The sequence below is a fragment of the Rhodococcus sp. G-MC3 genome, assembly GCF_030063335.1.
Classification (GTDB): Bacteria; Actinomycetota; Actinomycetes; order Mycobacteriales; family Mycobacteriaceae; genus Rhodococcoides.
This window is the reverse complement of sequence record NZ_JASISW010000001.1, coordinates 1-20,181: the sequence shown is the minus strand read 5'-3', so window position 1 is coordinate 20,181 and position 20,181 is coordinate 1. Positions and strand designations below refer to the sequence as shown.

General features: G+C 61.9%; 20 protein-coding genes. 11 read left to right on the top strand and 9 right to left on the bottom strand.

What is annotated here, in order from left to right:
• Window positions 1-54: 54 nt before the first annotated feature.
• Window positions 55-735, bottom strand: coding sequence for an envelope integrity protein Cei (gene cei, locus QMK17_RS00100; protein ID WP_283506319.1), 681 nt, complete (start codon window positions 733-735; stop codon window positions 55-57).
• 556 nt (window positions 736-1,291) lie between these two features.
• Here cei and QMK17_RS00095 point away from each other — a divergent pair.
• On the top strand, window positions 1,292-1,594 hold the full coding sequence (locus tag QMK17_RS00095; protein WP_115960487.1) for a DUF4193 domain-containing protein: 303 nt from the start codon (window positions 1,292-1,294) through the stop codon (window positions 1,592-1,594).
• Window positions 1,595-1,728: 134 nt separating this feature from the next.
• On the opposite strand, the gene QMK17_RS00090 is transcribed toward QMK17_RS00095, so the two are convergent.
• Window positions 1,729-2,274, bottom strand: coding sequence for a DUF3093 domain-containing protein (locus QMK17_RS00090; protein WP_442972655.1), 546 nt, complete (start codon window positions 2,272-2,274; stop codon window positions 1,729-1,731).
• Window positions 2,275-2,440: 166 nt separating this feature from the next.
• On the opposite strand from QMK17_RS00090, the gene dut reads away from it, so the two are divergent.
• Together dut and QMK17_RS00080 are read left to right on the top strand one after the other, a co-directional pair.
• Entirely contained in the window at window positions 2,441-2,959 is a 519-nt protein-coding gene (gene dut / locus QMK17_RS00085) for a dUTP diphosphatase (protein ID WP_283506637.1), read from the top strand.
• A gap of 22 nt (window positions 2,960-2,981) precedes the next feature.
• Window positions 2,982-3,824, top strand: coding sequence for a DUF3710 domain-containing protein (locus QMK17_RS00080; protein ID WP_283506318.1), 843 nt, complete (start codon window positions 2,982-2,984; stop codon window positions 3,822-3,824).
• Window positions 3,825-3,844: 20 nt separating this feature from the next.
• On the opposite strand, the gene QMK17_RS00075 is transcribed toward QMK17_RS00080, so the two are convergent.
• Entirely contained in the window at window positions 3,845-4,546 is a 702-nt protein-coding gene (locus QMK17_RS00075; protein WP_283506317.1) for an alpha/beta fold hydrolase, read from the bottom strand.
• A gap of 123 nt (window positions 4,547-4,669) precedes the next feature.
• Between QMK17_RS00075 and QMK17_RS00070 the strand changes: the two genes are divergently transcribed.
• Window positions 4,670-5,047 carry an OB-fold nucleic acid binding domain-containing protein gene (locus QMK17_RS00070; RefSeq protein WP_283506316.1) on the top strand — a complete coding sequence of 126 codons (378 nt, stop codon included), beginning with the start codon at window positions 4,670-4,672 and terminating at the stop codon, window positions 5,045-5,047.
• Between the two features lie 189 nt (window positions 5,048-5,236).
• Entirely contained in the window at window positions 5,237-5,866 is a 630-nt protein-coding gene (locus tag QMK17_RS00065; RefSeq protein WP_283506635.1) for a DUF3159 domain-containing protein, read from the top strand.
• Between the two features lie 101 nt (window positions 5,867-5,967).
• Here the strand turns inward: QMK17_RS00065 and QMK17_RS00060 are convergent, their stop codons facing one another.
• Together QMK17_RS00060 and QMK17_RS00055 are read right to left on the bottom strand one after the other, a co-directional pair.
• Window positions 5,968-6,627 carry a potassium channel family protein gene (locus QMK17_RS00060; protein WP_283506315.1) on the bottom strand — a complete coding sequence of 220 codons (660 nt, stop codon included), beginning with the start codon at window positions 6,625-6,627 and terminating at the stop codon, window positions 5,968-5,970.
• Between the two features lie 51 nt (window positions 6,628-6,678).
• Entirely contained in the window at window positions 6,679-7,344 is a 666-nt protein-coding gene (locus QMK17_RS00055) for a potassium channel family protein (protein ID WP_283506314.1), read from the bottom strand.
• Window positions 7,345-7,549: 205 nt separating this feature from the next.
• Here QMK17_RS00055 and QMK17_RS00050 point away from each other — a divergent pair, with 205 nt between their 5' ends.
• The 5 genes from QMK17_RS00050 (at window position 7,550) to QMK17_RS00030 (ending at window position 13,312) form a co-directional block, all read left to right on the top strand.
• Window positions 7,550-9,547: an APC family permease gene (locus QMK17_RS00050; RefSeq protein WP_283506313.1), complete on the top strand. Its 1,998-nt coding sequence runs from the start codon at window positions 7,550-7,552 to the stop codon at window positions 9,545-9,547.
• A gap of 1 nt (window position 9,548) precedes the next feature.
• Window positions 9,549-10,814, top strand: coding sequence for a class I SAM-dependent RNA methyltransferase (locus tag QMK17_RS00045; RefSeq protein ID WP_283506312.1), 1,266 nt, complete (start codon window positions 9,549-9,551; stop codon window positions 10,812-10,814).
• A 273-nt stretch (window positions 10,815-11,087) separates the two neighbouring features.
• Window positions 11,088-11,615, top strand: a complete 528-nt coding sequence (locus QMK17_RS00040) for a CGNR zinc finger domain-containing protein (RefSeq protein ID WP_283506311.1) — start codon at window positions 11,088-11,090, stop codon at window positions 11,613-11,615.
• Window positions 11,616-11,792: 177 nt separating this feature from the next.
• Window positions 11,793-12,542 carry a sigma-70 family RNA polymerase sigma factor gene (locus tag QMK17_RS00035; protein WP_283506310.1) on the top strand — a complete coding sequence of 250 codons (750 nt, stop codon included), beginning with the start codon at window positions 11,793-11,795 and terminating at the stop codon, window positions 12,540-12,542.
• Window positions 12,539-13,312, top strand: a complete 774-nt coding sequence (locus tag QMK17_RS00030) for an anti-sigma factor (RefSeq protein ID WP_283506309.1) — start codon at window positions 12,539-12,541, stop codon at window positions 13,310-13,312. Before QMK17_RS00035 ends, QMK17_RS00030 begins: the two co-directional genes overlap by 4 nt.
• Window positions 13,313-13,351: 39 nt before the next feature.
• Here QMK17_RS00030 and glsA read toward each other — a convergent pair whose 3' ends face one another.
• On the bottom strand, window positions 13,352-15,178 hold the full coding sequence (gene glsA / locus QMK17_RS00025; RefSeq protein ID WP_283506308.1) for a glutaminase A: 1,827 nt from the start codon (window positions 15,176-15,178) through the stop codon (window positions 13,352-13,354).
• Between the two features lie 259 nt (window positions 15,179-15,437).
• Between glsA and dxs the strand changes: the two genes are divergently transcribed.
• Window positions 15,438-17,318, top strand: a complete 1,881-nt coding sequence (dxs, locus tag QMK17_RS00020; protein WP_283506307.1) for a 1-deoxy-D-xylulose-5-phosphate synthase — start codon at window positions 15,438-15,440, stop codon at window positions 17,316-17,318.
• A 27-nt stretch (window positions 17,319-17,345) separates the two neighbouring features.
• On the opposite strand, the gene QMK17_RS00015 is transcribed toward dxs, so the two are convergent.
• The 3 genes from QMK17_RS00015 to QMK17_RS00005 form a co-directional block, all read right to left on the bottom strand.
• Entirely contained in the window at window positions 17,346-17,645 is a 300-nt protein-coding gene (locus tag QMK17_RS00015) for a YciI family protein (RefSeq protein WP_283506306.1), read from the bottom strand.
• A gap of 34 nt (window positions 17,646-17,679) precedes the next feature.
• On the bottom strand, window positions 17,680-19,128 hold the full coding sequence (locus tag QMK17_RS00010; protein WP_283506633.1) for a sugar porter family MFS transporter: 1,449 nt from the start codon (window positions 19,126-19,128) through the stop codon (window positions 17,680-17,682).
• Window positions 19,129-19,199: 71 nt separating this feature from the next.
• Window positions 19,200-19,934 (bottom strand): SDR family oxidoreductase, encoded by a 735-nt coding sequence (locus QMK17_RS00005; RefSeq protein WP_283506305.1) that lies wholly within the window; start codon window positions 19,932-19,934, stop codon window positions 19,200-19,202.
• Window positions 19,935-20,181 lie beyond the last annotated feature (247 nt).

The window sequence follows — 20,181 nt, the reverse complement described above, 5'->3', positions numbered from 1 at the left end:
GACAGTCGGACTGAACTATCGACAGGAGGACGAGGCTCGCCGGCAAGGCGTGCGTCAGCAGCGAGCTGTACGGGCCGCTTCGAGGAGATCGATGTCCAGTGCTGCCGGAGTAGCGCCCGGCGTGACACCGGCAAGGGACTGGAGCACCGATTCGGCGTCGGAGTTGGGTTGAAGGGCCTTGAAGTAAGTACCGAGGGCCAGGTCCACGGTGTCGTCGCCTCTACCGTCCTGGATCAATTCCATGCACGGAGCAGCGAGCCATACTGCGCTCGCCGCAGCGGTGCCAGTGGCGCCGAACCGGATCTGGCCTTGGCACTGCATGTTTTGATCGAGGTAGACCGGATCGTTGCCGACCTGGACGTCCGGCGCGCTGGCGAAGCCGAATTCGCTGAGGTCGGCCGCAACGGTCGCGGCCTGCCCCCGTTCACCGTTCGCGTTGTAGACACGTACCTTCGTCGCCGAGAGGGCAGCGGGCTCCACGTCGAGAAGATCCGATTCGTCGATGCGGTCGCCCAGCGGCGCAGGCACCGTGCCGTCGGCCGCGGGTGTGGTGGACGGTGCGTTGCACTCGACTGTGGCCGACATCGTTTCACCTCCGGTGAACACCCGAATCCAGGTGAACACTCCGAGAAGAGCCAGAACCAGCAGCACGATCACTATGGGGAGAGCACGCCTGCGACGAAAGGGCTTGCCGCGATCGTCGAACGATGAGCCTTCGGTGATCAGAGAAACCACGGTGCGGATACGCCTTTCTTCGGCATGGTGGGACGCGAGCCATGCTCTGCTAGGAGCGTCGGCGTCCGCTCACTGTAGATGGCCCGGTGCCGGCATCGCTCGTCCACTGGTCGTGTTGTTGGCTCGAACACGGCCGGACCGCCCTCGAGCTGTATGGAATGACTCAGGCATCGGTGTTGTTCAACGGGATTGTCAGATCAACAACGGCATAAGGGTGGTCCGGTTTCGCCAAAGTCTCAAGGTTCGGCTATTGTCTGGCGGCCCCGGTGGTTTCAGAACAGAGACACATCCGCGGCGGTCGACAGTGGACGATGAGGTATCGATCGGGTTTCAACCTTGATGTTTCGGGCATGAACCGGGGTAGTTTCTCGGGCACCTCCAGGCATCATCGTCCGTTGAACTTATTGTCCGTCGAATACATGAGCTGGACCAGCAAAGAAGACGGTGGGAGCACAGCGCAGCGCCCTCCCTAGCAGCCTCACGTCCTTTCGAGGGCGAGTACGAGGCAGCTATCCACCGGTAAAACACGCACGAAGACGAGGGGTTAGAGGAAATAATGGCAACCGACTACGACGCACCGAGAAGAACAGAATCCGACGATGTTTCAGAGGATTCGCTCGAGGAGCTGAAGGCGCGCCGCAACGAGGCGCAGTCTGCAGTGGTCGACGTGGACGAGGCCGACACGGCCGAGTCCTTCGAGCTCCCCGGCGCGGATCTTTCCGGAGAAGAGCTGTCCGTTCGAGTGGTCCCCAAGCAGGCCGACGAGTTCACATGTTCCAGCTGCTTCCTGGTGCATCACAGGAGCCGTCTGGCGAGCGACGCGAGCGGAGTCCTCATCTGCCGAGACTGCGCTGCGTGAGACTGGGCAGCTCGCGAGGGAGCTGTTCGCGAGAGACTGCGCTGATTTCGTGAGCGCTCGTTCGTGTGCGCTCGTTTCGTGATCGCAGCCCGAACGGTAAAGATGCGGACCGGCTGCGTGAGGCCGAGCTCGCTTTAGCTGCGAGCTCCGGGGGTGGGCCGAGCCAGCGCCGCAACCAGATCTTCGGGACGTTTCGTGCTGACCAGCCAATAGGGGGTGGGGTCGTCGGGATCGTCGAGAACTATCAGAACCATTTGTTTGACCCAGGTGCGGTGTTGCACGAAGGCAAGGGGATCCAGCTGCCTTCCCAACGCCGCACTTTTTGCTGTCCCTGGTATGACGGCCGCATTCGAGATCACAGACAGGGGTAGGTGTGCTCGTCCGACTCGTAGCTCACCGCCGCTCGCCTCCGCACAGTCGACCTCGACGATCATGCGACTGAGCCAGTAGAGAGCCCATAGCGGGAAAGGGAGCAGGAGCAGGTACGGCAGCCAGGCCCGCAACCCCGGCGCACCCATGTGGACCTCGGCGGCCAGAAGGGCGGCGATGGCGAGCCCAGCAGGCCACCACCACAGGGGCACCCAAAGTTTTTCCGAGAAGACGACGGCGTTGTTGATCGGCTCATCGCCCTCGCTCGGTGTGGTGGCGGGATCCAAGTCGTTGTGTGAGTCCTGTGGCACGTACTCCAGAGTAGCTGCAGGCGGAGCAGGCTCCATGGGTAGCCGCAGGCGGAGCAGGCTCCAGGGGTAGCTGCACGCCCAACAGGCCCGGCATGTCGGGGTGCGACGTGGACACCCGGCGGTGTGAGCAGGCAGCGTAGTCTCGGAGCACGTGAGCGACCATTCAATCGACGCAGTACGTACAACGGACGCCGCCGCTGTCGGCGCAGCCGGACCTCCGGCGGTTCGTGTGACACGCCTCGACCCTGATCTTCCGTTGCCTACCCGTGCGCACGAAGGTGACGCGGGTGTCGATCTGCACATCACGGCAGATGCATCGATTGCTCCGGGCGAACGAATCGTGGTGGGTACAGGCATCGCGGTTGCACTGCCGATGGGCACGGTGGGTCTCGTACATCCCCGATCGGGCCTGGCGGCACGATCGGGCCTGTCGATCGTGAACTCGCCCGGGACTATCGACGCCGGGTACCGAGGTGAGATCAAAGTGTGCTTGATCAACCTGGATCCGCGCGAGACGATCGAGTTGGTTCGGGGCGATCGAATTGCGCAGTTACTGGTTCAGCGAGTCGAGTTGGTCACCTTCGTCGAAGTGAACGCACTCGACGATACGTCGAGGGGCAGTGGTGGGTACGGCTCCAGCGGCGGACACGCAAGCCTGACGTCGGCACCGACACACACGCACTGACCGAGAGAAAGAGAACACGATCATGTTCGGACGTCGCAAGAAGTCTGCAGAGCAGCACGACGACCACGACGGTGGATTTTTCGGTGACGAGACCGGTACCGATACGGACGCCGGGTCAGCGAGGGCCGACCGGCCCCACGGGGCCGACTCCGACCCCGACTTGGGCCCGTTCGACCTGAGTGAACTCGACGATGACCGCGAGTCGCTCGCCGAGACCCGACTCGACCTGGGTTCGGTTCTGGTACCTCTGCCCGAAGGGGGTCAGCTCCAGGTCGAGATGACGCAGGCAGGTGCGCCGCAAGCTGTCCACGTGGTCACTCAGTACGGCCGCATCACGATCGCGGCGTACGCGGCGCCGAAGTCGCCCGGCCAATGGCGTGAAGTTGCTGCCGACCTTGCAGGTTCGTTGCGAGGCGACCAGTCCGAGGTAAGCGTGGAGACCGGGCCGTGGGGCCGTGAACTGCATGGAGTCACAGCCAACGCGGACCTGCGCTTCATCGGCGTCGACGGATACCGGTGGATGGTGCGCTGTGTGCTGGCCGGACCCGCCGGAGCAGTGAACAACGACTCACCGCTCGTAAAGATCGCACGGGATGTTCTGTCACAGACGGTCGTGGACCGCGGATCGGAACCGCACCCGGTTCGCACGCCGTTGCCGGTGGTGCTTCCTGCCGCTCTCAGTGCTCAATTGGCAGCAGCACAAGAGCAGCAGGCCCAGCCGACCGATCAGCAAGCGCCCGCACCTGCCCAGCCTTCACCTGCCCAGCCTTCACCTGCCCAGCCGGCTTCCGTACAGCCGTCAGGGCCTACCGAAGGTCCGCGGCGCGGTTCGTCTGGGTCGGCCATGCAGCAGCTCGGAGGTTGAACAGCAACCAGATCAGCCGATCAGCCGATCAGCGACAGTAGGTCTGCGACCGCAAGGTTGCCGAGGATCGATGGATCGGCTCCGATGTCGTCGAGAGTGACCGTCGAGAGAGTGGCGCGAGGAACGGCACGCTGCCATAGCTCGGCAACGGCGAACGGATGCACCGGGTCGTCGACGCATCCGACGATCGCGGTGGGGGCGCCGAGGCTGCGTAGCGCCGGTTCGTCCGGAGCTGCATATGCGGCCGCCTCCAGCAGTGCCGACGGTAGATTCGGCCACTGAGCTGCCCAGGATCGACGGAGGGCGGCGGCCAACCAAGAGGGGGTGGACGCGGCCATCGCCTCGGTCACCGCGGCCAGGCCGTCCTCGGTCAACTGCTGCGCTGTGATTCTGGCGCTCGCCGCGGCCGGAGCGTCCAGAGAGTCTCCCAGCCACGGTGGTAACGCGGCCAACACGCCTGTCACCCGATCCGGATGTTCGATCGCCCAGGCGACCGCTACAACGGCTCCGATGGATATTCCTCCGACAATGATTCGGCCATGCACGTGGGCGGCGGCGTCCAGTGCGTGCTTGTACCCCGCAACGACACCGGACGGTTCGGGTTCCACCGCCTGCATGCTGATTCTGGCAGCCGTCAACGCTGATTCGAACGCGTCGGCCGCGAAGCGTGCGTCCGATCCTGTCCCTGGCAGAACCACTGCGTGCGGCGAACGAATACTCATTCCGAGCATTGTGCCCGCGTGAGGCTCGGGTGCGATTGGCCGCACCGCATCAGCGGGTCTACAGTGGCGTTCGTACACGCCGAACTAGTGGCAAACCCGTCGTAAATGCTCCAGGAGCGCACCATGGCACCCGCTGCCGCAGGATATTTTCGCAAACTCACGCGAAAGTTGACCGAGGACGTCGATCAACTCGACGCCGAAGAAATGGCGGAATCGTCGGAGGCATCCGGCGCTCAACGCGCGTGCGACTGCTCGCGCGGTGACGAGGTCACCATGTTGGGTCGTCTCCGCAGCGTGGAGGCGTGCTCGAAGGCCGCCAATGCCAACATCGAAGCAGAGTTCTTCGACGGCACCGATCCGGTGACACTGGTGTGGATCGGCCGCAGAAAGATTCCGGGAATCGAGCCGGGGAAGACAGTTCTGATCCGCGGCCGCGTCGGAGAACGCAACGGCCGCAAGATCGTCTACAACCCGTACTACGAACTGCGTGACGATTCCTGACGCACCCATCTCGCATTCGCTTCGGTGTGGCACCCTCGATAGGTGACCGATAGCGACGGCAGTGCCACAGATAGCAGTGCCACAGACAGCAGTGCAGCAGAGCGCAATGCCACAGACAGCAGTGCAGCAGAGCGCAATGCGTCAGGAGACCGATCGGCCGAGAAGGTGGCGCCCACCATTCTCGAGCAGATGGGTGGTCTGAGTGGTGTCGTGGCGTCGACGCTGCCGGTAATAGCGTTCGTGCCTGTAAACAGTTTCTTCAACTTGTCCGCAGCAATTTGGTCAGCACTGGGCGTTGCGCTGGCGGTGATGGTGTGGCGCCTTGTACAGCGGGCGCCTATTCAGCCGGCCATATCTGGATTCTTCGGTGTCGGAATCTGTGCGTTCATCGCGTACCGGACCGGAGATGCCAAGGGCTATTTTCTGTTCGGGATCTACACCTCACTCGCATACGCCGGGGTCTTCGTGATCTCGATGATCGCGCGGTGGCCTCTGGTCGGTGTCGCGTGGGGTTATCTCAACAGCAAGGGCACGTCGTGGCGAACCGTCCCCAGGGCCGTGAGGTCCTACGACATCGCGACCCTAGCGTGGGCAGTAGTGTTCGGCGCACGCTATGTCGTGCAATCACAGCTCTACGACGCCGATCAGACGGGATGGCTGGCAGCGGCTCGTATCGGTATGGGCTGGCCGCTCACCGGCGTCGCGCTGTTGGTGACATTTTGGGCAGTTCGCCGAGCCGACAGTGCCATCGAGGAAGCCTCGAAAGACCACGCCGGTGCTGTTACGCCACGAGATCCTGATACTCGGGATGCTCTATGAGAAAGCTCACCACGTAACGACATTCGGTCGGACACGTCGACCTCGAGCCTCTCCCGATGCAGACCGGATCAACGTGCTCGCAAGACCGACACCGGTGAACGTCACGACAGGCCTACTGCAGCGCGGAGTTCACCTTCGACCTCCACGGATGCCACGAACAGTAGCTCGTCGCCGCCCTCCAGCGGGTCGTCTTGCTGAGGGACGATGACGCGCCCTCCGCGCAGAATCGTCACGAGCGCCGCATCTCTGGGTAGCGACAACTTCTTGACGGGTTTGCCTGCGAGGGGAGTGTTCTCGGGGAGTGTGATCTCGACCAGGTTGGCCTGTCCCTTTCGGAACGTCATGAGGTGGACAAGATCTCCGACCGACACTGCTTCCTCGACGAGGGAGGCGAGCATGCGCGGTGTCGACACCGCGACGTCCACTCCCCATGAAGAGTCGAACAGCCATTCGTTTCGCGGATCATTGACGCGTGCCACCACACGGTCGACGCCGAATTCGGTCTTCGCGAGCAAGCTCAGCACCAGGTTGGCCTTGTCGTCGCCGGTCGCTGCGATCACCACGTCGTAGGTCTCGAGGTGGGAAGCCTCCAGAAGCGTGAGCTCGCACGCATCGGCGAGAATCCAGTCGGCTTCGGGGATTGCATCCCGATCGACGTGGTCCACTTTTCGCTCGATCAGCATCACCGAGTGATCACTGCGAATCAGTTCGCGGGCAATGGATCTACCGACTGCACCGGCGCCGGCGATTGCGACTCTCATGATTTCCCGTTCGTTTCGATACCGGTTTTCAGTTCATTCATCGGATGCTGTTCATTCATCGGACGGTGGTGGGTTGGAGGCAAGTGCGATGGCTTCGGCGACCGTGCCTGACACGGCTGCGACATAAATTTCGTCGTCGGATTGGATGACGGTCTTCTTGTCGGGGAGCAAACCGGTACCAAAACGGATGACGAACGCTACGCGCGCATGGGTCGACTCCTCCAGTAGCGACACCCTTTTGCCGATCCACCCTCCGTGGATGTCGAGCAACACCACCGCCACACTGCCGGATGGGTCGCGCCACTTCGTCGTGGGGTCGTCGCGCAGGAGATTGTGAAGAAAGCGATCAGTAGCCCATGGAACGGTCGCCACCGTGGGGATACCGAGTCGCTCGTATACAGCGGCGCGTTTGGCGTCGTAGATGCGGGCGACTACTTTTTCGACTCCGAACGTTTCGCGTGCGACGCGCGCAGCGATGATGTTCGAATTGTCTCCGGAGGACACCGCGGCGAAGGCTTCGGCTTTTTCGATTCCGGCCTTCACCAGAACATCGCGGTCGAAACCCATGCCGACAACTCGATGACCGTCGAACTTCGGGTCCAACCTCAGAAACGCGCTTTCGTCACGATCGATCACTGCGACTTCGTGCCCGATCCTTTGCAAAGCACCCGCCAGCGATGCGCCTACTCGGCCACACCCCATCACCACTACGTACACAGGTCCAGCTCCATTCGAGTCTCATCGCGTGCAAGGGAACGGGTCGGCACGTTCCTGCACCAAGGTATCGGGCCGGAGAACAGTAATCGACTCGCATCCGCTGTCCGGGCGAGAAGTCGGGCAAATCGCCCGCCATCGGTTACTCGTTCGGCGCGTTTCCACGCTCCGGTGTTCCGTCTCGAATTGGACGGCCTACTCTTTCGTTGTGTCCAAGCTTTCGACCGCCGCCAAGCGGCTCGTGCTCGGTAGGCCGTTCCGCAGCGACAAGCTCGGGAACACACTCCTACCGAAGCGCATTGCACTACCCGTCTTCGCATCGGATGCCATGTCCTCGGTTGCCTACGCGCCGGAGGAGATTTTTCTCGTCTTGTCCGTGGCAGGCATTTCGGCGCTTGCGTTCACGCCATGGATCGGGTTGGCGGTCTGCATCGTGATGGCAGTGGTCGTTGCGAGCTACCGCCAAAACGTTCACGCCTACCCATCGGGCGGCGGTGACTACGAAGTCGCGACTGTGAATCTCGGTCCGACCGCAGGCCTGACAGTCGGCAGCGCCCTATTGGTGGATTACGTACTCACCGTTGCGGTGTCGATCTCGGCGGCAGCGTCGAACATCGGATCGGCCGTGCCGATCGTCGCGAATCACAAGGTGCTCTTCGCCGTGGTCGCAATTGTGCTGATCACCTCGGTCAACCTGCGCGGAATCCGAGAATCGGGCACTGCATTCGCCATTCCCACCTACGCCTTCATGGTCGGGATGGTCCTGATGTTGGTGTGGGGCTTGCTCCGGGTCTATGCATTCGGGGAGGATCTGCACGCCGAATCTGCTGGATTCGAACTCAAAGCCGAGGACTCGCACCTGTATGGCATTGCGTTTGCCTTCCTGGTCGCGCGGGCGTTCTCCTCCGGCTGCGCCGCGTTGACCGGAGTCGAAGCGATCAGCAATGGTGTGCCCGCATTCCAGAAGCCGAAGTCACGCAATGCCGCGACCACGCTGCTGCTGCTCGGCTCTATCGGCATCACGTTGCTGATGGGGATCATCATCTTGGCCCAGAAACTAGGGATCAAGTACGCAATGGATCCGACCGAACAGCTGATCGGCGCGCCGGCTGGATACCAGCAGAAAACGCTGATCGCGCAGCTGGCCGAGACGGTGTTCTCCGGGTTCCCGATCGGGTTCTTCTTCATCACTATCGTTACTGCCCTTATCCTCGTTCTCGCTGCGAACACTGCGTTCAACGGGTTTCCGGTGCTCGGCTCGGTGCTGGCTCAGGATCGTTACCTGCCCCGCCAGTTGCACACACGCGGAGATCGGCTCGCGTTCAGCAACGGGATCCTGTTCCTGTCCGGCGCAGCAATAGCATTCGTCGTGGTGTTCGGCGCTGAGGTGACCAAGCTGATCCAGCTCTACATCGTCGGGGTGTTCGTCTCGTTCACGTTGAGTCAGACCGGCATGCTTCGACACTGGACGCGATTGCTGCGCGAGGAGAAAGATCCGGACTTACGTCGACAAATGTTCCGCTCGCGCATTGTCAACAGCGTCGGTCTGGCGATGACCGCCACCGTGCTCGTGATCGTGTTGATTACCAAGTTCGCGGCAGGAGCCTGGATCGCTATCGTCGCGATGATCGCCATCTTCATTCTGATGCGCATGATCCGCAAGCACTACGACACGGTCGCCCGCGAGCTCGAGAACGAGGAATGGGACGGAGTTCTGCCGAGCCGTACACATTCGATCGTGTTGGTGTCCAAGCTGCACATGCCCACGATGAGAGCGCTCGCCTACGCGCGCGCCAGCCGGCCCGACACGTTGGAGGCGATCACGGTCAACGTCGACGAGGCGGACACCCGATCGCTCGTCCGAGAATGGGAACACAGCGACGTTTCGGTGCCTCTCAAGGTCGTCGAGTCGCCCTACCGCGAAATCACCAAGCCTGTCCTGGACTACGTCAAACGCGTTCGGCGCGATTCGCCACGTGACGTGGTGACTGTCTTCATCCCGGAATACGTCGTAGGGCACTGGTGGGAGCAAATTCTGCACAATCAGAGTGCACTGCGCCTCAAGAGTCGATTGCTCTTTCAGCCCGGAGTGATGGTGACCAGCGTGCCGTGGCAATTGCATTCTTCGGAGAAGGCGAAGCGCGAGACCCGCGAGAATGCCCCCGGTGCATCGCGACGCGGCTACGAACCGCCGTCGGGTAGGTGAGATGACCGAGAGCTGGTTCGGAAAAACCTTCGAACTCACCCTCGGGGCGCCCGGTCACGGAGGATTTTGTGTGGCACGTCACGACGGACGAGTCGTCTTCGTGCGGCATGGATTGCCAGGGGAAGTGGTGCGCGCCCGAATCACCGAAGATCGAGGCGGTTCGTTTTGCCGCGCCGACGCCGTCGAAATCGTGTCCGCGTCACCGGACCGAGTTGAGCCAGTATGCCCGGTGTCCGGGCCCGGGGGGTCGGGATGTTGCGACTACTCCCACGCAACCGTAGCGGCCGGCCGCGCCATGAAAGCCGACGTCGTGGCCGAGCAACTTCGCAGAATTGCACGGATCGAGCGTGACGTCGTCGTGGAGGAACTACCATTCTCCGGCGATGGCACCGGCTGGCGAAGCCGTATTCGTCTGGCGGTGGACAATTCCGGACGCGCGGGATTTCACCGGTATCGCAGCACGACCATCATCCCCGAACCCGCGTGTCCGCAGGCCGTGACCGGTGTCTACGACGGTATCGCCGAAGCGCGATGGCGGCCGGGTGCAGAACTGGTGATTGCCGTCGACGGCTCAGGAGAGCGGCACGTAGTCGAAATCGCCCCGGCCGCGGTGTCTCGAACCGGTCGTCGTTCGCCCGGGCGACGGGGTGCCTCCGCCCGGCGAGCAGCATCGGCACAGCCGCGAACCGAAAAAGCGGTCATGGGAAGCGGGCGGGCGCACGAAATCGTATCCGGCACCGAGTGGGAACTCGATGCCACCGGCTTCTGGCAGGCGCACCGTGGGGCCGCGCAGGTGTACAGCGACGTTGTTACGGAATGCTCAGGGGTCGAGGCAGGCTCGGTGGCATGGGACCTCTACGGCGGTGTCGGCGTGTTCGCCGCAGGACTTGCAGGAGGCGTCGGTGCCCGTGGCCAGGTAGTGAGTGTCGAGTTCTCCCGGCGGGCGTCGTCGGACGGCGTTTCGGCGCTGACCGGAGTTGGGCAGGTGCGGTTCGTACCGGGCCGCGTCGAGCGGGTGATCGAGTCCTTGCCGTCGCCCGATGTCGTGATACTCGACCCACCGCGTTCGGGTGCCGGGAAAGACGTCGTGACGGCTGTGGTCGCGCGCGAGCCGCGTCGAATCGTCCACATCGGTTGCGATCCAGCATCGTTTGCGCGCGACGCAAGCCTCTATCGCGAGGCGGGATTCGAACTGGAATCCGTTCGCGCGTTCGATGCTTTTCCCCTGAGTCATCATGTGGAGTGCATCGGCGTGTTCGTGAAATAGCTGGCTGCCACGTGCTCGACACGGCCGTACCTGCAGTCTCAGCGTTCTCCGATAGCGCGGGCACTTGTCATCGGCGGTAGTCCACATGAGCAATTGTTGTCCGATGAGCCACGGCGCTGGTGTGGGGAGTGGCATTGGTGGTGATGCGCTGAGATCCGCACGCACAGTGTTGGTAGCTGATGGTCCCTTCGCTCGTGCTGTGTCGGCTGGTCGTGTTCCAACCGTGTGAGTGTTCGTGTGTGCTCATGGTCATTACTCTGATGTAATGGTCTTATGCACATCAACCCTTACGGAACGTATGCGGTTCAGCTGGGCGTGGATCTGTTCAACTCGCCGCCGCGCACCGCCGAGGAACTCGGCCGACGGTGCGTCGACGCGGGGCTGGTCGTCGATAGTGTTCCCACGGACGCGGACCTGGTGGATGCCCGTGCGTTTCTCGACGAGTGGGTCGCCATCGTCGACGCCGAAACCGACGAAGGACGGGCCCAGATCCTGAACGGGCTGCTCGCTCGGGCGTCGGCGTACCCGCGGTTGACCAACCACGCCGACGATGGTTGGCACATGCACTACCGTGACCCCAACATCGAACTCGGATCGGTGGTGCGTGCTCTGGTGAGCGTCGGTACCGCTCTGCATCTGTCCGGCCGAGGCATGTCACGGCTCGGCCGTTGCGCAGCCGAGGACTGCGACACCGTATTCGCCGACGTGTCGCGCACCGGCCGTCAACGCTACTGCGGAACCGTCTGCTCCAACCGGGATGCCGTGCGGCGGCACCGCGCCCGCGCTGCTATTGCCGGATGAGGCGCCGAGCCGTTTGATCAGGCAAACGTCTCGATCGACAGCACGTGTCCAATTCCCTAAAATTGTCCGATTTCCGCCCGAGACGCAATTCATTTTGCCTCGCAGCCATCCTTTCCAGGGCGTGTACCGAATATGTTGTGCGGCGGGAAAACGCGGAGGTTTCGGTGTGAGAGCTACATGAGCACTACTCTCTTGATCAATGAACGTGATCAGAGTCGAATCTGTTGGGACCTTGACCCGGTGAGCACACCCCAGAACTCGGGTTCGCCATATCAGGGCACACCAGATTCAGAAGTCGACCCGTCGGTAGCCGATGACGCGGATGGCGCTGCGTGCGCGGTACCCAGCGCACAGTTGCGAAATCTGCGTGCGGACGAGGCCGAGCGGCTTCGTCGGCTGATGGCCGCGGTCGCCGGTGGCGATCAGCGCGCATTTGCCGAGTTGTACGACGCTACGAGCGCCCGCGTCTACGGCATGGTTCTACGAGTACTCCGAGACCCTGGTTACAGCGAGGAGACCACTCAGGAGGTCTTCCTGCAGATCTGGCGCTCAGCTCCGAACTACGATCCGAACCAGGGGAGTCCTCTCGCCTGGATCATGACGCTTGCCCATCGGCGAGCGGTCGATCGGGTTCGGTCCGAGCAGTCGGGTACAGATCGTGAAGCTGCCTACGGAGCGATCAGTCATTCGCCCGAGCACGACGAGGTACTCGAAGCTGTGACGCAGCGACTCGAGTCGGATGCCGTAATTGCGTGTTTGGACACACTGACCGATACGCAACGCGAATCGGTACGAATGGCTTATTACAGCGGTTGGACATACCGCGAAGTGGCGGAACGGCTAGGCGTTGCCGTTCCGACCATCAAATCACGCATACGGGACGGACTGATCAAGTTGAAGACATGTCTGGGGGTGACACCTTCATGAGTGAAGCATCACGACAGCGATTGCTGGACGTCGCGGAGGTATATGCCCTCCATGCGGTCGATTCGGTTGAGACAGCTGAGATCGAACAACATCTTGCCTCGGTCGACGACACGGCTCGTGTTCAGTTCAACATCCTCGTCAGCGAGATCCAGGAGACGCTGGCCCTGATGTCGGTATTCGATGCAGTGGATGCACCGGCCGAGATGAAAGCTCGAGTTCTGCAGGAACTACCGGGTGTCGCGCAGGCGACCCCGATGCCCTCGACCCCGATGCCCTCGACCGCGTCGAACGTCTCCAGCATGTCGCTACACCGCGACCGCAAGAGCAACCGATGGCGATCCGCGATGATGGCCGCCGCGGCAGCCGTAGTGGTATTGGTCGGCGGCGGGGTGGTTGCGACGCAGGTGATCGGCAACGATCCGACACCTACACAAGCCGAACAAATCGCTGCTGCGCCGGACATCGAGGAAGTCACTGCAGACTTTCCCGGCGGCGGAACAGCCACTGTTTCGTATTCCCGAGGCTCCGATTCGGCGTTGGTGAAGCTGGACGGAGTCGCAACACCCGCAGCGGGCAAGGACTATCAGATGTGGTTCGTCGACGGGACGCCACGTTCGGTCGGTCTGGTCACTGCCGAGCAGCTTGCAGGCGGCGACGGAACCGTCATCGGCGGTATGGGTGCTGCGACGAATTTCGCATTCTCGCTCGAACCCACAGGCGGATCACCGCAGCCGACCGAGGTGCTCACGATGGTGACTCTCGCGGCCTAGACGTGCGCACGGTGCTCAGGCAGTTCGACGTCGGACGAATCATCGTCCGACGTCGAACTGTCCCAGCGACTTGATTGCGGTATTCATCTGCAGGTAGGCGCCTGCCGCAAGGTTCTTCAGCAATTCGAGCTTCACCGGCGGGGCCGTCTCGGTCAAAGATTCGAAGTCCGTTGTTGTCATCACGGCAACGGTGAGCGGGGTGTCCGCACAGAAATCCAAGAGAAACTTCGTCTGTGCGAGCAGTGGCATCTCGCCGAAACTCATACCGGGGGACAGCGTCGAAATCCGATGACGGGACCCGTCGGCAGCTTGGTATGTGGAGCTGACTTCGCCGGCGAGCACGAGAAACAGGCCCATTGCGGCGTCGCCGCTGCGCACTATCACCTCACCCCGGGCGAAGTGTCTGCTCTCGATCAACCGTTCGATTTCCTCGAACTGCTCGTCGGTGAGACCGCTCAACACTGGATGCTCCCGAGTGGTGATTTTCGGAGGCTGCCTCGGCCCGACGCAGTAGCGGTCGAGAATCAGCTCTTCGGCCCATCCGATCGCCGAGCCCAGATCGCCGAACGCGCGCCCCGACGGATCGCTGGGATCGACGCTGGACGACACCATCCCCAGCACGCCTCGCGGATCAACAAGGGAAGCACGGCATCCGTTTGTGGCGAGCTGAGTGCGCAGCTCATCGATCATGCTGCGGGCGATCGCACTGACCTCGTCGACGCCGCGAACATCGAGTATCAACGCGTCCAGATTCGCATCGAGGTTTCCGATTTCGCGCACCACCGTTTCCGCACCGGAGAACAGCAAATCGCCATGCAGCTCGTAGATGCGACCGCGAGTGCCGAACCGTGCCAACGCGTCCTGTTCGATCTCGCTGCGTCGCTTTCGCGACGGTGTTTCGGCAACCGTGTATCGACCGCGGATGGCAGATCGTGACGCCCGGGTCACGTGCAGAAAATGCAATTCCAGCTTCCTGGACAGTTCGCGGCATGCGTCGACCCCTCGAACACTGTTCCCGTGACTGTCGAGGCGCGGCGAGTACACCGCGATACCCATCTGTCCGGGTAGCACCGCCACAATTCCTCCTCCGACGCCGCTCTTGGCGGGCATGCCCACTCGTGCAACCCAGTCACCCGCGCTGTCGTACATCCCGCACGTCGTCATCACGCTCAGCACCCGCTCGATCAGTGCTGGGGACAACGCACGCTCACGCGTGCGCGGGTTGACACCGTTGTTGGCCATCGTCGCAGCCATGACGGCAAGATCGGCGGCGGTGACGTCGATCGAACACTGACGGAAGTACAGATCGACGGCAGCGTCCGGATCGTTCTCGATGATGTCGAAACTTCGTAGCATGTAGCCGATCGCACGGTTGCGGTTTCCCGTTCGCGCCTCAGATTCGTAGACAGCTCGGTTGAACGTCAGTTCTCGCCCTGCGTACCGGGAGTAGGACTGGCGGATCCGCTCGAATCGTTCTTCGATCGTGCGCCCGGCAACCAACGACGCAGAGGTGATCGCGCCTGCGTTGATCATCGGGTTCCTGGGACGTTCGGTGATCGGATCGAGGCTGATCTCGTTGAACGGTTCACCTGAGGGCTCGATGTCGATCTTGCTCGCCACGACATCCTCGCCGCGGTCCGCAAGGGCAAGTCCATAGGTGAACGGTTTCGAAATCGACTGGATGGTGAAAGGTATCGAGGTGTCGCCGACCTCGTAGACATATCCATCGCTCGTCGCGAGAGCAATGCCGAATCCGTCGGGTGCCACTGCCGCGAGTTCCGGTATGTAGTCGGCGACGGCACCTGCAGTGTTGTCCCGACAGATATCGAACACGTGCCGGAGAATGTTGTCCACGACGGTTGGCATGGAGGTCACCCTATGCGCCGACCTCGGCTTTCTCCTGTGAACAGCCGTAGGTTTCTCGTGTGATCAGAGACGCGTCGCGGTTGTTGGGAACCGCGGCACCGCAGCAGTAGTGTCGTCAGGAGTAGCGCTGATGGACCAGCCGACACGAAGTTCGTGAGGGCAGTACGGCAGTCTACGTAGACTGTGCTGATCGAGTGTTCGTGTCGATGACAAATGTGCAGGGTAGACCGAAATTTTCCGGCCGGAGGGAGCGATCTCGTTGGGTGTCCTAGCTCGAGTTCAGACGCCTGAGGATCTGCGCCGTCTGGCCCCGTCCGAGGTGACAGAACTAGCCGGAGAAATCCGTGATTTCCTGGTGGAGACCGTATCCGCTACAGGCGGACATTTGGGGCCCAACCTCGGTGTCGTCGAGCTGACTCTTGCGGTTCACCGAACCTTCTCGTCTCCCCACGACCCCATCATCTGGGACACGGGCCATCAGGCATACGTGCACAAGATGATCACCGGTCGCACCAGTTCGTTCGATTCGCTACGCAAGCAGGGCGGGCTGTCGGGCTACCCGTCGCGGGCCGAGAGCGAGCACGACTGGGTCGAGTCCTCGCACGCGTCTGCGTCGTTGTCCTACGCGGACGGCTTGGCCAAGGCCTTCGAACTGACCGATCAGAAGGACCGCCACGTCGTCGCCGTCGTTGGAGATGGAGCATTGACCGGCGGGATGTGTTGGGAAGCGCTCAACAATATCGCGGCAGGCAAAGACCGCTCGGTCGTCATCGTGGTCAACGACAACGGTCGTTCGTATGCGCCGACCATCGGCGGACTCGCCGAGCACCTTGCGGCACTGCGGTTGCAGCCGGGGTACGAGCGGATCCTCGACAACGGACGACGCATGGTTCGGAATATTCCGCTGGTCGGCAAGACGGCGTATGCGATGTTGCACGGAATGAAGGCGGGCGTGAAAGACGCCCTCAGTCCTCAGGTTCTGTTCACCGATCTCGGTATCAAATACCTAGGCCCGGTCGACGGCCATGACGAGCTGGCCCTGGAATCCGCGTTGCGCCGAGCCAAGGCATACGGCGGCCCGGTTATCGTCCACGCAGTCACTCGGAAGGGTATGGGGTACGCGCACGCCGAGAACAATGTTGCCGACCAGATGCACGCCACCGGTGTGATCGATCCACTGACCGGTCGCTCTCGCTCGATCGCGGCACCGGACTGGACGTCGGTCTTCTCGCAGGAGCTCATCGATCTTGCTGCCGAGCGGGAGGATGTCGTCGCCATCACCGCCGCGATGGCCGGACCGACCGGCCTTGCGGCGTTCGGCGAAAAATACCCGGACCGGATGTTCGACGTGGGGATCGCCGAGCAACACGCGATGACGTCTGCCGCAGGTCTTGCACTCGGGGGTCTGCATCCGGTCGTCGCTATATATTCGACGTTTCTCAACCGTGCGTTCGATCAACTGCTGATGGACGTCGCGCTGCTCAAACTTCCCGTCACGGTAGTGCTGGACCGAGCGGGAGTCACCGGCGCCGACGGTGCGAGCCACAATGGGATGTGGGACATGTCGCTTCTGGGCATCGTGCCCGGCATGCGTGTTGCCGCACCGCGGGACTGCGCATCTCTGCGCGAGGAGCTCGCCGAAGCGCTCGCAATCGACGACGGACCCACTGCATTGAGGTTCCCCAAGGGCTCGGTTACGGAAGATATTCCTGCGATTCGACGCCTCGACGGAGTTGTCGACGTGCTGGCAGAGCCTACCGTCGGCGGTCACGACGTACTGATTGTTGCTGTGGGTGTCTTCGCAGGACTGGCTCTGGAGACTGCAGAAATCTTGACCGAGCAGGGCCTCGCGGTGGCAGTGGTGGATCCGCGTTGGGTGCTGCCAGTGCCGGAGCCGCTGCTGAAGATGGCGGAGGATTACAAGCTCGTCGTGACGCTGGAGGACTCGGGCGTTCATGGCGGTGTGGGATCGACGGTGTCGGCTGCCATCCGCGCTGTCGGCGTCGACACGGTCTGCCGGGACGTCGGCGTGCCCCAGCGATTCTTGGATCATGCGTCTCGCGAGCAGATCCATCGTGAACTCGGTTTGACGTCGGGGGATCTCGCGAAGCGAATCGCCGGATGGGCCGAAGCGCTGTAGACCTGATCGGTAGCTTGCATTGGATGCTCAGCCAGACCCCTCACGTAGGGCCGCATCGCCCGCTGTCGGATGCCACTCGGCGATGCGAACCGACTCGACGAGGCCGGCCCGTGCAAACGGGTCGCGAGCGAACATTCTGGCGACGGTGTCCGCATCGACGGACTGGACGATGAACATGGCACCACTGTGGTCGGCCAAGGGCCCCGAAGACCGAATGGTGTGTCGGCGGACCATTTCTTGGATCCACGCACGATGGTCGGTGCGGTGATCGTCTCGGCCGGACGATGTTTCGGGAGTGTAGGAATACTCGACGACGAACATCGGCATGGGACTTCCTCCTGACGGCTAGAGAGTCATGCTGCTAGAGAATCATGTCCTCGAGCTCCATGCCCTTCGTCTCACGGATCTTGAACTTGACGAAGAAGAACGAGACGAGTGCGAAGAACGCGAAGAACGCATAGATGAAACCGAGCCCGATCGTCTCGGTCAGTGGTGGGAATGCGAGGGTGATGGCAAAGTTTGCTACCCAGTTCGCAGCTGTGCTCACGCCGAGCGCGACTGCCCGCATATTGTTGGGGAACATCTCGCCGAGCATGACCCACATGATCGGGCCCCAGGTCGCGGCGAAAAAGATCACGAAGAGGTTCGCGCCGACCAACGCTACTGGGCCCCACGGACTCGGAAGAGTCAGGTCGTCTCCCGATCCCACCGCCTGTGTGAACGACACGGCAGCGAGCACGAGACCGACGAACATGCCGATCGAACCGATCTGCAGCAGATTTTTTCGTCCGAACCGGTCGACGAATATGATGGCCACGAAGGTCATCGACACGTTGATGATCGATGTGATCACGGACGTGACGAACGATTGATTCTCGCTGAAGCCCACCGACTTCCACAGCGTCGTCGAGTAGTAGAAGATCGCATTGATACCGACGAATTGCTGCAGTATGGCCATCGTGATGCCGACCCACACAATCGGTTGCAATCCGAACTTCGGCCCACGAATATCCGAGAACGAAGATTTCGCATCCTTTTTCAACGTCAGCCGGATTTCTTTGACGCGTTCGGCCGGATTCACCTCGCCGGAGATCTCCCCGAGGATGCGTGCAGCCTCTTCGTCGAGGTGCTTGCCTACCAGGTAGCGGGGTGATTCCGGGATCAACGTGGCCAAGAAACCGTAGACCAGTGCGGGCACAACGCCGACGAGGAACATCCATCGCCATGCCTCCATACCGAACCACAAGTCGTTGGACGGCCCACCAGCAGCGTTCTGCAACACCGCATCCGACAGGAGCGCAGCGAATATGCCGATGGTGATCGCTAGTTGCTGCAGCGACGCCAGCCCACCGCGATATCGAGCAGGAGCGATTTCAGAGATGTATGCGGGGGCAATCACCGATGCAATGCCGATTCCGAGGCCACCGAGGACGCGCCAGAGCATCAGATCGGGGATGCTGAACGCGAACCCCGACCCGATCGATGAGATGGTGAACAGAGCGGATCCGAGCATCATGACCCGTTTGCGACCCCAACTGTCCGCCAGCCGGCCCGCGAACCATGCGCCGACAGCGCATCCCAACAGTGCGATCGCGACGGCAAAGCCCGTCACGAACGAACTCAATCCGAAGTTCTCCTGGATCGAATCCACTGCTCCGTTGACGACGGAGCTGTCGAAGCCGAAGAGGAAGCCGCCTACGGCGGCGGCGACAGTTACCCCGATGACTTTCGCAGTATGGCGTTCTGCAGGTTGCGTCATAGCGAAACCAGCTTTCTCGGTACCAGCAGCGATGATGGTCTTGATCGACATCATGGACCTGGATCGGGCCGAAATAGTGGAGTTCCGCGGATTTCACCCGAAGAGTTATCCAGCGGGGGAGTTCAGACGAGCCAGTCTGCGAATGTCTGGTCGCCACGATCGGCATCCGCCTCGGTCAGCAGCGATCCGTTGCGCAGTGCTCTTCCGTAGGCGCCTGGCACAGGCAACTCGACAATGCGTACGCGGGAGTGGATCGCCGACGCGTAGCCGCGGACCATGTCGGCCATCCGTTCCTCGCGCGGACCACCGAGATCTCGTGTCCGTCCTTCCGGTGTTCCTTCGGCAAGGTCGACGAGTCGTTCAGCGACCTCGCGCGCGGCGACTGGTTGCGAGCGCATCGTCGGCACGATCACGAACGGGCCAACCTTGAGCTGGCCATAGATCTGCGAAGCGAATTCATGAAATTGCGTGGACCGCAGAATGGTCCAGGGAACAGAGCCTTCGCTCACTGCCTTCTCCTGGGCGGCCTTACCCGCGTAGTACGCCTTGGGAGCGGCGTCGATCCCGACGATCGACAACGTGACGTGGTGCGCCACGCCCACTGACTTCTCGGTGGCGAGAAGGTTCTCGGTAACAGATCGAAAAAATGAAACGGACCCTCTCGCCGACATCGTCTGCGTGGATGAGACGTCTACAACGACGTCCACACCCTCGAGCGCGATGGACAGGCCATTGCCGTCGCGGAGGTCGACGCCGGTTGCCCGCGACAGTACGACGATTTCGTGTCCCCGCATCCGAGCCACCCTCACGACATGGGTTCCGACAGTTCCCGTTCCACCTGCCACTGCAATTTTCATCGTGCATCCTTTCGTTGTCCTATGGATACGACGAGGTAGGAGTGGCGTGTCCCCGGTGAACGGGGCCATTTTGTTTTAGAGTCTTGTTGCCCGTGAACTGGGCGGATAGGACGACGGAGAAACATGGCTGGACGAAAGCGCAACTCTGCTGAAGACATCGTGCGCAAATTGCGCCGTGCCGATGAGCTCACCGCTGCAGGCAAGACGCAGGAGGAGATTGCCGCGGACCTCGAGGTGTCGGCGGCAA